This window comes from Shigella sp. FC1661, from assembly GCF_001712525.1.
Taxonomy (GTDB): Bacteria; Pseudomonadota; Gammaproteobacteria; order Enterobacterales; family Enterobacteriaceae; genus Escherichia; species Escherichia coli.
Genome location: NZ_MDGW01000199.1, coordinates 1 through 13987 on the forward strand (window position 1 = coordinate 1; position 13987 = coordinate 13987).

At 50.9% G+C, this 13987-nt stretch carries 13 protein-coding genes and 3 pseudogenes; 9 read left to right on the forward strand and 7 right to left on the reverse strand.

The features are described 5' to 3' along the window. On the forward strand, window positions 1-87 hold an 87-nt coding region (locus tag BFF42_RS27720), incomplete at its 5' end, for a hypothetical protein (protein WP_032292931.1). A gap of 39 nt (window positions 88-126) precedes the next feature. On the opposite strand, the gene BFF42_RS12380 is transcribed toward BFF42_RS27720, so the two are convergent. The 3 genes and pseudogenes from BFF42_RS12380 to yedE form a co-directional block, all read right to left on the reverse strand. Continuing rightward, on the reverse strand, window positions 127-798 hold the full coding sequence (locus BFF42_RS12380) for an SOS response-associated peptidase (protein ID WP_000334580.1): 672 nt from the start codon (window positions 796-798) through the stop codon (window positions 127-129). Window positions 799-904: 106 nt separating this feature from the next. After that, the gene (yedF, locus tag BFF42_RS12385; protein WP_000790505.1) at window positions 905-1138 is read right to left on the reverse strand and encodes a sulfurtransferase-like selenium metabolism protein YedF; all 234 of its coding nucleotides are present in this window, start codon (window positions 1136-1138) and stop codon (window positions 905-907) included. After that, a pseudogene (yedE, locus tag BFF42_RS12390) lies at window positions 1135-2339 on the reverse strand (selenium metabolism membrane protein YedE/FdhT). Before yedE ends, yedF begins: the two are co-directional and overlap by 4 nt. Window positions 2340-2525: 186 nt before the next feature. On the opposite strand from yedE, the gene yedD reads away from it, so the two are divergent. Then, window positions 2526-2939, forward strand: coding sequence for a lipoprotein YedD (yedD, locus tag BFF42_RS12395; protein ID WP_001295642.1), 414 nt, complete (start codon window positions 2526-2528; stop codon window positions 2937-2939). A 33-nt stretch (window positions 2940-2972) separates the two neighbouring features. Here the strand turns inward: yedD and amyA are convergent, their stop codons facing one another. The 4 genes and pseudogenes from amyA to fliD all read right to left on the reverse strand — a co-directional run bounded on the left by amyA (window position 2973) and on the right by fliD (window position 6745). Further along, complete coding sequence (amyA, locus tag BFF42_RS12400) at window positions 2973-4460, reverse strand: alpha-amylase (protein WP_039060117.1); 1488 nt, start codon at window positions 4458-4460, stop codon at window positions 2973-2975. Between the two features lie 77 nt (window positions 4461-4537). After that, window positions 4538-4904: pseudogene (gene fliT, locus BFF42_RS12405) on the reverse strand (flagella biosynthesis regulatory protein FliT). Continuing rightward, window positions 4904-5314, reverse strand: a complete 411-nt coding sequence (gene fliS / locus BFF42_RS12410) for a flagellar export chaperone FliS (protein WP_000270663.1) — start codon at window positions 5312-5314, stop codon at window positions 4904-4906. Before fliS ends, fliT begins: the two are co-directional and overlap by 1 nt. 24 nt (window positions 5315-5338) lie before the next feature. Next, on the reverse strand, window positions 5339-6745 hold the full coding sequence (gene fliD, locus BFF42_RS12415; RefSeq protein ID WP_000146776.1) for a flagellar filament capping protein FliD: 1407 nt from the start codon (window positions 6743-6745) through the stop codon (window positions 5339-5341). 265 nt (window positions 6746-7010) lie between these two features. On the opposite strand from fliD, the gene BFF42_RS12420 reads away from it, so the two are divergent. The 7 genes and pseudogenes from BFF42_RS12420 to tcyN all read left to right on the forward strand — a co-directional run bounded on the left by BFF42_RS12420 (window position 7011) and on the right by tcyN (window position 13764). Then, a complete protein-coding gene (locus BFF42_RS12420) occupies window positions 7011-8717 on the forward strand; it encodes a FliC/FljB family flagellin (RefSeq protein WP_000079687.1) in 1707 nt (568 codons plus the stop codon). Between the two features lie 319 nt (window positions 8718-9036). Beyond that, window positions 9037-9756: pseudogene (gene fliA, locus BFF42_RS12425) on the forward strand (RNA polymerase sigma factor FliA). Between the two features lie 45 nt (window positions 9757-9801). Then, on the forward strand, window positions 9802-10353 hold the full coding sequence (gene fliZ / locus BFF42_RS12430) for a flagella biosynthesis regulatory protein FliZ (RefSeq protein ID WP_146759041.1): 552 nt from the start codon (window positions 9802-9804) through the stop codon (window positions 10351-10353). Between the two features lie 87 nt (window positions 10354-10440). Then, the gene (gene tcyJ, locus BFF42_RS12435; protein WP_001295643.1) at window positions 10441-11241 is read left to right on the forward strand and encodes a cystine ABC transporter substrate-binding protein; all 801 of its coding nucleotides are present in this window, start codon (window positions 10441-10443) and stop codon (window positions 11239-11241) included. A 104-nt stretch (window positions 11242-11345) separates the two neighbouring features. Next, on the forward strand, window positions 11346-12332 hold the full coding sequence (dcyD, locus tag BFF42_RS12440; protein WP_001128240.1) for a D-cysteine desulfhydrase: 987 nt from the start codon (window positions 11346-11348) through the stop codon (window positions 12330-12332). Between the two features lie 14 nt (window positions 12333-12346). Beyond that, window positions 12347-13015: a cystine ABC transporter permease gene (gene tcyL, locus BFF42_RS12445; RefSeq protein WP_001158224.1), complete on the forward strand. Its 669-nt coding sequence runs from the start codon at window positions 12347-12349 to the stop codon at window positions 13013-13015. Then, window positions 13012-13764: an L-cystine ABC transporter ATP-binding protein TcyN gene (tcyN, locus tag BFF42_RS12450; RefSeq protein ID WP_001272989.1), complete on the forward strand. Its 753-nt coding sequence runs from the start codon at window positions 13012-13014 to the stop codon at window positions 13762-13764. The genes tcyL and tcyN overlap by 4 nt, the downstream gene beginning before the upstream one ends. Window positions 13765-13987: the final 223 nt, after the last annotated feature.

The window sequence follows — 13987 nt, forward strand, 5'->3', positions numbered from 1 at the left end:
CACGCCGTTCTTGCCTGTGGAGAGATGGTGCAGTCAGGCCGCCCGTTGAAGCAGGAACCCACCGAAATGATTCAGGCGACAGCCTGAACGTAGCAGGGAGCCTCGTCCTTCAGGGCGTGGAGGATGTCAACAAACAGGTTGAATTAACTCCGCGCCCTGGTTTTTGACATTACCTACCGCGCGCGATACCGGGTGCCAGGTGAACTGGTTTGCTGGCACACAGCCGTTGGTAGCAATTTCTGATGCTTCTTTACCGCCAATCTCTTGCCGCATCCATTCCTGTGCAGCTTCTGGCGACAGAACCAGCGGGCGGCGGTCATGAATGTCTACCAGACCCTGGTCTGCTGCAGCAGTGACAATTAAAAATCCTTCGGCTTCGTCACCATGCTCAAATGGTGTGCTACCTATCGCGGCCATAAAAATAGGTTGTCCATCAGCACGATAGATAAAAAAAGGCTGTTTTTTGTCGCCTTCTTTTTTCCACTCAAACCAGCCATCGGCAAAACAGATTGCCCGACCATGTTGCCAGAGCGGTTTAAACATGCGACTGGTTGCGGCAGTTTCTACGCGGGCGTTAATCAGCGGCGGTTTATCCCACCATCCGGGAGCATATCCCCAGAAAACCGGATCCAGATGAAGGTGTTCATCACGTTCACTGAGCAGAAGAACTTTGGTTCCCGGCGCGACGTTGTATCTGCCAATGGGTTCGGGATCGTAGGGAATATCGCGTTCAATATCTTCCGCGAGAAGCGCAAGGTAATCTTCACGCGTTTGGGATTGGGCAAAGCGTCCACACATAGAAACCTCCTGAGATCATACTGAAAAGAATAGGAGAGGGGGCGGGTAAAATCTATGTGTCAGAGGCAACGATGTTCCCGCTGTGGGCCACAGCGGGAATGAGGGATTACTTCTGAATTAAATAACGAATGGTCGGCCCGTCTTGCTGAATATCCCGCACCGTATAGCCGTGATTACGCGCATCCAGTGGAATATTATTGATCGACTGTGGACAGTCGCTCACCACTTCCAGGATTTCCCCTTTTTTTAACTGCGGCATCGCCTCAAGGGTTGCGACTGCCGGATAAGGGCAGGGTTCACCCACCATATCAAGGCGGTAATCAGGAACGATATTTTTCATGCGATCTCCTTAGCAGTCTGCGGTGCCGCACGGCGGAAGAAGCGTTTTTCCCAGCCGATAATCAACATCAGCGCAGTAAACAACAGCAAATATGTCACCAGCAGGCCACCCATCGGGCCAAAGGTTTTCAGCAGGTTGATTTTGTCCCAGTCGGTGGCCAGCCCCGGAGCGAAATCATCCCAGTAATACGCCAGAATCGTCGAGCCGATCACATTGCCCAGACCGACCCACCAGTAGTGCACCTGGCCTTCTACCGCGCGTACATCCAGCCGGTTTCGCAGCCGCCTGCCAGCACGATGCCAAAACCAAACAGTAAACCACCAATTACCGCGTTTGGTCCCGCCCACATGATTTTGGGTTCAACGCCTAACTGTACGTAACTGAAGATCCCGATGGCACTCACCGCCATACCGATAATGATTGCTTTCGCCATATGGGTACGTCCGGTGATCCACATATCGCGGAACGCCGAAGTAAAGCAGATTTGCGCACGTTCAATCAGTAAACCAAAGCCGACGCCAAACAGCATTGCCAGCCCCAGTTTTGGTTGGTTCATCGCCGTGAGCAGCGCCCAGCCCAGCATACCGAAAAAGACCAGCATCCCGAGACGAAAACGACGCCGCGCCTGATCCGGTTTTTGCGTCAGCGGTGAGGCGGCAGAAACTTTCTGCATTTTCACGGGAATACGGAAGATGGGCAGCAGGGTAAAGCGTGCGCCAAACCATGAACCAATGGCAGTGGCGATGGCAAAGAACCAGGCATGCAGCGAGAACTGAGGAATACCGGTAAAGAACGCCGCCAGGTTACAGCCCATTGCCAGACGCGCGCCAAAACCAGCGATAATACCGCCAATAATGGCCTGCATAATGCGGATACGGCTGCGTGGCATGCGCAGTTTGACATTGTTGGCCCACAGCGCTGCGGCAAAGCAGCCGCCAAACATGCCGAGGATCATCATCCCGTCGATGCGGGTTAATGGCGATCCTTCCAGATGGATAATTTTAAAATAACCCCACTCTTCAGCATGGACGCCAAACAGCTGCAGGAGCTGGCCGCCCCAACGGGTAAATTCACCCGTGACAGCCCAAAAGGTGCCAGTAATGCCAAAATAGTAAGTGGAGAGAATACCCGCCGCGATGACCGCAGGGATGGGTGCCCAGAATTTAATCAACCAGGCGTGTTTGAATTGCTGCCATGACATGAATGTAGCCTCTGAACTCAGAAGGTTTGAAACAAGAGTCGCGAATCATACATCATGCAAATTTATTTTCGGGGTAATAATTCACAAAAATAATAGTTAGATCAAATTTCTCTCTGAACCTGGAAAGGCTGGCGACATCAGGGCTTTAATGCCACAATCCTCTTTTCTTCTCATGCAGGACGAATGATGAAAAAACTCGCAATTGCAGGCGCGCTCATGTTGCTGGCGGGCTGTGCCGAAGTCGAAAACTATAACAATGTCGTGAAAACCCCCGCGCCGGACTGGCTGGCGGGCTACTGGCAGACCAAAGGGCCGCAACGTGCGCTGGTCAGTCCGGAAGCGATAGGCAGCCTGATTGTCACTAAAGAGGGTGATACTCTGGATTGCCGTCAGTGGCAGCGGGTGATTGCTGTGCCGGGTAAGTTGACATTGATGTCTGATGATCTCACTAACGTTACCGTAAAACGTGAGCTGTACGAGGTTGAGCGTGACGGTAACACCATTGAGTACGATGGTATGACGATGGAGCGTGTGGATCGCCCGACGGCAGAGTGTGCCGCCGCGCTGGATAAAGCGCCGTTACCGACGCCACTGCCGTAATGAAATCTCCCCGGCTTGCCGCCGGGGATGAATTTAAATCACCTCTTCGATAACCCACACGCTGACGCTGCCGCCGTTGCAAAAGAAGGTTGCTTCGCCGTGTTCGTCGGTTATTACGCTCTCTTGCCGGTTCCCCAGAAAATCACGCCAGGTTTTATTGCCGTAATTCTCTCCCAGATGAATGGTTTTTTCGCCATCATCCCCGTTCGACATGACCACCACGCAGCCGGGATATTCGTCGGTGCCACTGCGGCTAAAGGCAATGCAGTTCGGATGGTCGAAAAATAACGTCTGTACACCGTGGGCGAAACGCTGACGGGCGAGAATTAACTCATCAAGCTGTTCGATTATTGGCATATCTATCGGATAGGTTTGCCCGTCACCACCGACATCTTCGTAATGCGCACCGTAGAGGTCCGGATAGAATACCGAAGGAACGCCATTTTCCCGCAACAAAATTAAGGCATACGCCAGCGGTTTAAACCACGGTTCGACCGGCGCTTCGAGGGCTTGCAACGGTTGGGTGTCGTGATTGGCAACGAGCGTCACGGCGTGGAAAGGATCGGCTTCCACTAATGTACCCGTGAAAATCTGCGTCATGTCGTAGTCGCGCCCCATGCGCGATGCTTCATGGAATTTCATCTGCAGCGGCGCATCGAACAGCATGGTTTTGCCTTCCACCTGATCAATATACGTTTGCAGTTTATCGACTTCATGCGACCAGTACTCCGCCACAATAAACAGCGGCTTTGGCGCAACTTCCTGTACGTGTTCGATCCACTCTTTATAAAACCACGCCGGAATATGTTTGACCGCATCAAGACGAAAACCGTCGCATTGCGTTTGTCCCATCACCCAGCGCGCCCAGTATTTAATCTCTTCCGTCACGGCATGATTGCGAAAATCGATATTCTCGCCCATCAGATAATCGAAATTACCTAATTCATCATCAACCTGATCGTTCCAGCCTTCGCCGGTGTAGTCGTTAACAATTTTAAATATGCCATCTTCATCAGGGTTTTCGATATGGTCGATACCGCTAAAACATTTGAAATCCCAGATAAACTGTGAGTATTGCCCGGCACGGGCGGGGAAGGTGTAACGCGTCCAGCCTTCGCACTCAATGATTTCTTCATCAATTTGCGTACGGTCGTCAGCATTTACACGCTGCACGCGAATAGCTTCTTTTTCATCCGCGCCCATTTTGTGGTTGACTACCACGTCCAACAGCACCGCAATGTCATTACGTTTCAGGGCGTCAATGGCGGCCAGCAATTGTACTTTATCGCCATATTTAGTAGGGATGCTGCCTTTCTGATCAAACTCGCCTAAATCAAATAAATCATAGGAGTCGTAGCCGACCGAATACCCGCCCGATGCGCCTTTATAGGCGGGCGGCAACCAGACCATATTGATACCAATATCATTAAAACCGTCGGCGCGCTCGGCCAGTTCAGGCCAGAGCTTACCGCCTTCCGGGTAATACCAGTGAAAACATTGTAACAGCGTGGGATTACGCATTCTTCGACTCCATTCAAGGGGAACATTAGAAGCGTAGCCGTAATCGGATTATTCGCGAACCATTAGCTCGTTAAGATTCACGAGAAGTTATCTTGCGGAGCCAGCACAAAGCCGCCCTGATCGCCATAGGCACTTAACACCGATTTTTGCACCGATGACTGACCGACCAGTTTCGCCAGTTCATCCATACGAATCTGTAATAACTGCTTTACCTTGCTTTCGTTGTCGGGAATCAGGCGCAGCATCGGGCGGAGCTGCTCCTGCATCGTGGTGGACGGGGCAACCTCTTCAGTCAGGTGTGCTATACTCCTGCACCGCATTCACATACGCCATTTCGCTGGCGATGAGTTCGTCCCATTGTTCTTCCGTTGCCAGGCGTAACATGAGCTGGCTTTTTTCGACGAGTTGTTGCCAGGCGAAATACAAATGCGGTGCATGGTTCATCAGACTGGGTCCTGAATCAAAGAAGGGGAGAGTAACGACTCTTTCCAGGCATCGGCAATATTGCGCATTAATGCTTCCACTTCTTCGACTGCGGAGACATCGTTGCGTAAATTGGCTTGCAGCAAGCGCCTGACCATATAGCTATAAAGAGCAATCAAGTTTTGGGTTAGTTCGTCTTTGCTCTCTTCATCAAGACTCACCCGCAGTCCGTTCTCAATGATGTTGATCGCTTTTGACAAAGAGACGCCTTTGCCTTGCTGATTGTTGTCCTGCATAAACAGGCGCGCTCTAACCAGTGCGCTCAGCACTCCATCAAATAGCATGGTGACCAGCTGCTGCTGGCTGGCGCTCATTACGGCGCTTTCGACGCCAATTTGTGCATAGGCCTGGGTGCCTTTTGCCGCGTACATGACCTATCTCCCGATGAATAATGATTACTTGGAATTACTGTTGTTTTCGAACTGCTGCGTTAAGTAGCTGCTGGTGCTGTTTAACGAGGTCATTAAAACGTCCAGTTGGGTAAATTGTTTTTTGTAGCGCGCGACCTGCGCATCAATGCGATCGCTGGCGGCGTTGTAGTCTTTAGTTAACTTATTCAGGGTCTTACTAACGCCATCGGTAGCGGCTTTAATAATGCCCGTTGTCGAAAGCCAACTGGTCAGGTTGCTGCCGATGGTGGTCGTGATGCCGGTTTTTTTACCATCGCCAACAATCAATGCACCTACGCCGCTGGCATCTTTTTTCAGTGCAGCGGTGAGTTTGTCGGCATCCAGTTCCAGTTTGCCATCGCTGGGATCGGTCGTGATACCAATCTGCGCCAGCGTTTTATAGCTGGAAGAACTGACGGTATTACTCAGCATCGACTTCAACTGCGTCTGAATCGTCCGCAGCGTGGAGTCGCCGAGCAGTGCGCCATTGCTAGAACTCTGGCTATCAGCTTCCGCATCTACGGCGGTGTATTTGGTCAGGCTACTGAAGGTATCTATTAACGAGTTATAGGCATTCACCCAGTCTTTAATCGCCGTTTGCGCTTTGGAGGTGTCCTGAGTGATGGTTAGCGTCTGGTTGCCCGTGGTGACATCGTGCAGGTTCAGGGTGATGTTTTCCAGCGCGTCGCTGATGGTGTTGCTGCTGTTCTCAATGGCGACGTTGTTGACCGTCAGCTGCGCATTCTGGGCGGCGACCGAGACCTCCATACCGTTGCTGCTGGCACTGGCGTCATAGCCCATAAAACTTTGTAGCGCATCATCACCGCTGACCGAGAGTGTCATCGCATTATCAAGGCCGGTGTCATTTGATGTGACTGACAGACGATATTCACCGTTACCCACGTTAATGATGCTCGCACTTACGCCCGCTTTTGCGTTGTTGATAGCATCACGGATCCCGCTTAACGATGAGTTAGCCGCGCTGATATCAATGGTAATCGGATCTTTGTCGCCGCCTTGTTGAATGGTGAGTTTGCTGTCGCTGGTGGCGATCGCCGTTTTCGTATCATCTCTGGTGGTGCGCGTGGTCAGGGTTTGCGCCTGCGCCAGATGGGTGACGCTGATGGTGTATTTCCCGGCGATGGCGTTACCCGCAGTGGTGGCACTGAACGCGGTGGTGCTGCTGGTAGTGCTGGTGGCGGAAAAAAGATCGGCTTTAGACAATGCAGTATTGGCGGTCTGGAAAGTCGTCAGCGCGCTTTTCAGCGTACCGTAGGCGCTAAGTTTAGCGGTAAACGACGATTGCTGATTTGAAATAGGGGTTAGCGTCGCTTTTTGCGCGGCGGTGAGGCTATCAAGGATTGAACTTAAATCCAGACCTGACCCGACTCCCAGCGATGAAATACTTGCCATGCGATTTCCTTTTATCTTTCGACACGTAAAACGAATACCGGGGTTATCGGCCTGAATTGCGCAAAGTTTACGTTTAATTGTTTTTTTTAATAGCGGGAATAAGGGGCAGAGAAAAGAGTATTTCGGCGACTAACAAAAAATGGCTGTTTGTGAAAAAAATTCTAAAGGTTGTTTTACGACAGACGATAACAGGGTTGACGGCGATTGAGCCGACGGGTGGAAACCCAATACGTAATCAATGACTTGCAATATAGGATAACGAATCATGGCACAAGTCATTAATACCAACAGCCTCTCGCTGATCACTCAAAATAATATCAACAAGAACCAGTCTGCGCTGTCGAGTTCTATCGAGCGTCTGTCTTCTGGCTTGCGTATTAACAGCGCGAAGGATGACGCCGCAGGTCAGGCGATTGCTAACCGTTTTACTTCTAATATTAAAGGCCTGACTCAGGCGGCCCGTAACGCCAACGACGGTATCTCCGTTGCGCAGACCACTGAAGGCGCGCTGTCCGAAATCAACAACAACTTACAGCGTATTCGTGAACTGACGGTTCAGGCTTCTACCGGGACTAACTCCGATTCGGATCTGGACTCCATTCAGGACGAAATCAAATCCCGTCTGGACGAAATTGACCGCGTATCTGGCCAGACCCAGTTCAACGGCGTGAACGCACTGGCGAAAGACGGTTCAATGAAAATTCAGGTTGGTGCGAATGACGGCCAGACTATCACGATTGATCTGAAGAAAATTGACTCAGATACGCTGGGGCTGAATGGTTTTAACGTGAATGGCAAAGGCACTATTGCGAACAAAGCTGCTACAGTCAGCGATCTGACCGCTGCTGGTGCAACGGGAACAGGTCCTTATGCTGTGACCACAAACAATACAGTACTCAGCGCTAGCGATGCACTGTCTCGCCTGAAAACCGGAGATACAGTTACTACTACTGGCTCGAGTGCTGCGATCTATACTTATGATGCGGCTAAAGGGAACTTCACCACTCAAGCAACAGTTGCAGATGGCGATGTTGTTAACTTTGCGAATACTCTGAAACCAGCGGCTGGCACTACTGCATCAGGTGTTTATACTCGTAGTACTGGTGATGTGAAGTTTGATGTAGATGCTAATGGCGATGTGACCATCGGTGGTAAAGCCGCGTACCTAGACGCTACTGGTAACCTATCTACAAACAACGCCGGCATTGCATCTTCAGCGAAATTGTCCGATCTGTTTGCTAGCGGTAGTACCTTAGCGACAACTGGTTCTATCCAGTTGTCTGGCACAACTTATAACTTTGGTGCAGCGGCAACTTCTGGCGTAACCTACACCAAAACTGTAAGCGCTGATACTGTACTGAGCACAGTGCAGAGTGCTGCAACGGCTAACACAGCAGTTACTGGTGCGACAATTAAGTATAATACAGGTATTCAGTCTGCAACGGCGTCCTTCGGTGGTGCGAATACTAATGGTGCTGGTAATTCGAATGACACCTATACTGATGCAGACAAAGAGCTCACCACAACCGCATCTTACACTATCAACTACAACGTCGATAAGGATACCGGTACAGTAACTGTAGCTTCAAATGGCGCAGGTGCAACTGGTAAATTTGCAGCTACTGTTGGGGCACAGGCTTATGTTAACTCTACAGGCAAACTGACCACTGAAACCACCAGTGCAGGCACTGCAACCAAAGATCCTCTGGCTGCCCTGGATGAAGCTATCAGCTCCATCGACAAATTCCGTTCATCCCTGGGTGCTATTCAGAACCGTCTGGATTCTGCAGTCACCAACCTGAACAACACCACTACCAACCTGTCTGAAGCGCAGTCCCGTATTCAGGACGCCGACTATGCGACCGAAGTGTCCAACATGTCGAAAGCGCAGATCATCCAGCAGGCCGGTAACTCCGTGCTGGCAAAAGCCAACCAGGTACCGCAGCAGGTTCTGTCTCTGCTGCAGGGTTAATCGTCGTAACCTGATTAACTGAGACTGACGGCAACGCCAAATTGCCTGATGCGCTGCACTTATCAGGTCTACAAGGTGAATTGCAATTTATTGAATTTGCACATTTTTGTAGGCCGGATAAGGCGTTTACGCCGCATCCGGCAACATAAAGCGCAATTTGTCAGCAACGTGCTTCCCCGCCACCGGCGGGGTTTTTTCTGCATGGAATTTACCGGTAACCCCCAAATAACCCCTCATTTCACCCACTAATCGTCCGATTAAAAACCCTGCAGAAACGGATAATCATGCCGATAACTCATATAACGCAGGGCTGTTTATCGTGAATTCACTCTATACCGCTGAAGGTGTAATGGATAAACACTCGCTGTGGCAGCGTTATGTCCCGCTGGTGCGTCACGAAGCATTGCGCCTGCAGGTTCGACTGCCCGCGAGCGTGGAACTTGACGATCTGCTACAGGCGGGCGGCATTGGGTTACTTAATGCCGTCGAACGCTATGACGCCCTACAAGGAACGGCATTTACAACTTACGCAGTGCAGCGTATCCGTGGCGCTATGCTGGATGAACTTCGCAGCCGTGACTGGGTGCCGCGCAGCGTGCGACGCAACGCGCGTGAAGTGGCACAGGCAATAGGGTAACTGGAGCAGGAACTTGGCCGCAACGCCACGGAAACTGAGGTAGCGGAACGTTTAGGGATCGATATTGCCGATTATCGCCAAATGTTGCTCGACACCAATAACAGCCAGCTTTTCTCCTACGATGAGTGGCGCGAAGAGCACGGCGATAGCATCGAACTGGTTACTGATGATCATCAGCGAGAAAACCCGCTACAACAACTGCTGGACAGTAATCTGCGCCAGCGGGTGATGGAAGCTATCGAAACGTTGCCGGAGCGCGAAAAACTGGTATTAACCCTCTATTACTAGGAAGAGCTGAATCTCAAAGAGATTGGCGCGGTGCTGGAGGTCGGGGAATCGCGGGTCAGTCAGTTACACAGCCAGGCCATTAAACGGTTAAGCACTAAACTGGGTAAGTTATAACGTCAGTAAATGCCGCACTTTAACTTTGACTACCAGGAGTTCTTAATGATGGTGCAGCACCTGAAAAGACGGCCATTAAGCCGCTATCTTAAAGACTTTAAACACAGCCAGGCCCATTGCGCGCATTGCCGTAAATTACTCGATCGCATTACCTTAGTTCGCGACGGCAAAATAGTGAATAAAATCGAGATTTCCCGCCTGGACACGCTGCTTGATGAAAATGGCTGGCAAGTGGAACAACAGTCATGGGCGGCATTGTGCCGATTTTGCGGTGATTTACATTGCAAAACGCAGAGTGATTTTTTCGATATTATCGGCTTTAAGCAATTTCTTTTTGAGCAAACTGAAATGAGCCCAGGTACGGTGCGTGAATATGTCGTTCGTTTGCGCCGTTTGGGGAATCATCTACATGAGCAAAATATTTCCCTCGATCAGCTGCAGGACGGTTTCCTTGATGAAATCCTCGCCCCGTGGCTGCCCACCACCAGCACCAACAATTACCGCATCGCATTACGGAAGTATCAACACTATCAGCGTCAAACGTGTACCGGACTTGTGCCGAAATCCTCCAGCCTGCCTGCTTCTGATATATATTAAATAAGAATAAGATGTAGCGGAGTTGTTTTTGTGTTTACAAACAATGGCTCTACACTGCAAACAGACATAACAACATTCGGGGTGAATATGAAATTAGCACATCTGGGACGTCAGGCATTGATGGGTGTGATGGCCGTGGCGCTGGTTGCGGGCATGAGCGTTAAAAGTTTTGCAGATGAAGGTCTGCTTAATAAAGTCAAAGAGCGCGGTACGCTACTGGTAGGGCTGGAAGGAACTTATCCGCCGTTCAGTTTTCAGGGGGATGACGGCAAATTAACCGGTTTTGAAGTGGAATTTGCCCAACAGCTGGCAAAACATCTTGGCGTTGAGGCGTCACTAAAACCGACCAAATGGGACGGTATGCTAGCGTCGCTGGACTCTAAACGTATTGATGTGGTGATTAATCAGGTCACCATTTCTGATGAGCGCAAGAAAAAATACGATTTCTCTACCCCGTACACCATTTCTGGTATTCAGGCGCTGGTGAAAAAAGGTAACGAAGGCACCATTAAAACGGCTGCTGATCTGAAAGGCAAAAAAGTGGGTGTCGGTCTGGGCACCAACTATGAAGAGTGGCTGCGGCAGAATGTTCAGGGCGTCGATGTGCGTACCTATGATGATGACCCGACCAAATATCAGGATCTGCGCGTAGGCCGTATCGATGCGATCCTCGTTGACCGTCTGGCGGCGCTGGATCTGGTGAAGAAAACCAACGATACGCTGGCAGTAACCGGTGAAGCATTCTCCCGTCAGGAGTCTGGCGTGGCGCTGCGTAAAGGAAATGAAGACCTGCTGAAAGCAGTGAACGATGCAATTGCGGAAATGCAAAAAGATGGCACTCTGCAAGCCCTTTCCGAAAAATGGTTTGGTGCTGATGTGACCAAATAATCAGCATAATGACAAAAAAGGGCGCTTTCACTAGCGCCTTTTTTATTTACGCGTTTTCAGCGTGCATAATAAGAAAATCACAACAACACACATCGGAGGCTATTATGCCACTGCATAATTTAACCCGTTTTCCACGGCTGGAGTTTATCGGCGCGCCAACGCCGCTCGAATATCTGCCGCGCTTTTCTGATTATCTTGGACGGGAAATTTTCATCAAACGGGATGACGTCACACCCATGGCAATGGGCGGCAATAAATTACGTAAGCTGGAATTTCTCGCGGCAGATGCCCTGCGCGAAGGTGCCGATACGCTGATTACTGCCGGCGCGATCCAGTCTAACCATGTGCGGCAGACTGCCGCAGTTGCGGCGAAACTCGGCCTGCACTGCGTGGCGCTGCTGGAAAATCCTATTGGCACAACCGCAGAAAACTATTTAACCAACGGCAATCGTTTGTTGCTGAATCTGTTCAATACCCAGATTGAAATGTGCGACGCACTGACCGATCCCAATGCCCAACTGGAAGAGCTGGCGACGCGAGTCGAAGCACAAGGCTTTCGCCCGTATGTCATTCCGGTTGGCGGTTCTAATGCTCTGGGCGCGCTGGGTTATGTGGAGAGTGCGCTGGAAATCGCGCAACAGTGTGAAGGGGCGGTTAATATTTCGTCGGTGGTGGTCGCATCGGGCAGTGCCGGAACTCACGCCGGATTGGCTGTTGGGCTGGAACACCTGATGCCTGAAAGCGAACTGATTGGCGTGACCGTGTCGCGTTCCGTTGCCGATCAATTGCCGAAAGTGGTTAACCTACAACAGGCGATTGCGAAAGAACTGGAGCTGACCGCATCAGCGGAAATTTTACTCTGGGATGACTATTTTGCACCTGGCTACGGCGTGCCGAACGACGAAGGCATGGAAGCAGTGAAATTGCTGGCGCGTCTGGAAGGCATTCTGCTTGATCCTGTGTATACCGGAAAAGCGATGGCGGGGCTGATTGACGGTATCAGTCAGAAACGCTTCAAAGATGAAGGGCCGATTCTGTTTATTCATACCGGCGGCGCGCCTGCGCTGTTCGCCTATCATCCCCACGTTTAGCTCCAGGAACGCTCATGCAAGAAAGTATACAACTGGTTATTGATTCCTTGCCGTTCCTGTTGAAAGGGGCTGGGTATACCCTGCAACTCAGTATCGGCGGCATGTTTTTTGGCTTACTACTCGGGTTTATTCTCGCGCTGATGCGCCTGTCGCCAATCTGGCCCGTGCGCTGGCTGGCGCGTTTTTATATCTCTATTTTTCGTGGTACGCCGCTCATCGCACAACTGTTTATGATCTATTACGGCCTGCCGCAGTTTGGTATCGAATTAGATCCCATTCCGTCAGCAATGATTGGTCTGTCGCTGAACACTGCCGCCTATGCCGCCGAAACGCTGCGCGCCGCCATTTCTTCTATTGATAAAGGTCAGTGGGAAGCCGCTGCCAGTATTGGTATGACGCCGTGGCAGACCATGCGTCGCGCGATTTTGCCACAGGCGGCGCGGGTGGTGTTGCCGCCGCTGTCGAACAGCTTTATCAGTCTGGTAAAAGATACGTCGCTGGCCGCGACAATCCAGGTGCCGGAGCTGTTCCGTCAGGCGCAGTTGATTACCTCGCGCACGCTGGAGGTGTTCACCATGTACCTGGCGGCTTCGCTCATCTACTGGATCATGGCGACTGTGTTATCGACGTTGCAGAACCATTTTGAGAATCAACTTAATCGCCAGGAGAGAGAACCCAAATGAGTGCCATTGAAGTTAAGAACCTGGTGAAAAAATTCCACGGTCAGACGGTGCTACACGGTATCGACCTCGAGGTAAAGCCTGGCGAAGTGGTGGCAATTATCGGTCCGAGTGGTTCCGGCAAAACCACGTTGCTACGCAGCATAAATCTGCTGGAACAACCGGAAGCGGGAACGATCACCGTTGGCGATATCACTATTGATACTGCACGTTCATTAAGTCAGCAAAAATCGCTGATTCGCCAGTTGCGTCAGCACGTCGGGTTTGTCTTCCAGAACTTTAATTTGTTTCCGCATCGTACGGTGCTGGAAAACATTATTGAAGGGCCGGTGATCGTCAAAGGCGAACCGAAAGAAGAGGCCACGGCGCGCGCTCGCGAGCTGCTGGCGAAAGTTGGGCTGGCCGGTAAAGAAACCAGCTATCCACGTCGTTTGTCTGGCGGTCAACAGCAGCGTGTAGCGATTGCGCGTGCGCTGGCAATGCGTCCTGAGGTGATTTTGTTTGACGAGCCAACGTCAGCGCTGGATCCAGAGCTGGTGGGCGAAGTCCTGAACACAATCCGCCAGCTGGCGCAGGAAAAGCGCACGATGGTGATTGTGACGCACGAAATGAGCTTTGCCCGGGATGTTGCGGACCGGGCGATTTTTATGGACCTGGGGCGGATAGTCGAGCAGGGGGCAGCAAAAGCGTTATTTGCCGATCCCCAGCAGCCTCGCACCCGACAGTTCCTCGAGAAGTTTCTGCTGCAATAATAAGAAAAAATCAGCCCCGACGATTCACCTGTCGGGGCGGGACGCCATTTCAAGCGTGATAAAACTGCTTAACAAATCAGCATAACTCATTAATAACATAAGAGAATGCGATGGCTTGCAAAAGTAATTCATTGCCTGAATAATATAAATTATATATAAATCTTATTTATGTGATAGTTTGAATTATCATTATAAATGATACTCACTCTCAGGGGCGTTGCGG

Excerpts from the sequence above, each read along its gene's own strand:
- tcyJ (WP_001295643.1), top strand. The coding sequence starts at position 10,441 with ATGAAATTAGCACATCTGGGACGTCAGGCATTGATGGGTGTGATGGCC.
- yedD (WP_001295642.1), top strand. The coding sequence starts at position 2,526 with ATGAAAAAACTCGCAATTGCAGGCGCGCTCATGTTGCTGGCGGGCTGT.
- BFF42_RS12420 (WP_000079687.1), top strand. The coding sequence starts at position 7,011 with ATGGCACAAGTCATTAATACCAACAGCCTCTCGCTGATCACTCAAAAT.
- fliZ (WP_146759041.1), top strand. The coding sequence starts at position 9,802 with ATGATGGTGCAGCACCTGAAAAGACGGCCATTAAGCCGCTATCTTAAA.
- yedF (WP_000790505.1), bottom strand. The coding sequence starts at position 1,138 with ATGAAAAATATCGTTCCTGATTACCGCCTTGATATGGTGGGTGAACCC.
- amyA (WP_039060117.1), bottom strand. The coding sequence starts at position 4,460 with ATGCGTAATCCCACGCTGTTACAATGTTTTCACTGGTATTACCCGGAA.
- BFF42_RS12380 (WP_000334580.1), bottom strand. The coding sequence starts at position 798 with ATGTGTGGACGCTTTGCCCAATCCCAAACGCGTGAAGATTACCTTGCG.
- dcyD (WP_001128240.1), top strand. The coding sequence starts at position 11,346 with ATGCCACTGCATAATTTAACCCGTTTTCCACGGCTGGAGTTTATCGGC.
- fliS (WP_000270663.1), bottom strand. The coding sequence starts at position 5,314 with ATGTACGCGGCAAAAGGCACCCAGGCCTATGCACAAATTGGCGTCGAA.
- fliD (WP_000146776.1), bottom strand. The coding sequence starts at position 6,745 with ATGGCAAGTATTTCATCGCTGGGAGTCGGGTCAGGTCTGGATTTAAGT.
- tcyN (WP_001272989.1), top strand. The coding sequence starts at position 13,012 with ATGAGTGCCATTGAAGTTAAGAACCTGGTGAAAAAATTCCACGGTCAG.
- tcyL (WP_001158224.1), top strand. The coding sequence starts at position 12,347 with ATGCAAGAAAGTATACAACTGGTTATTGATTCCTTGCCGTTCCTGTTG.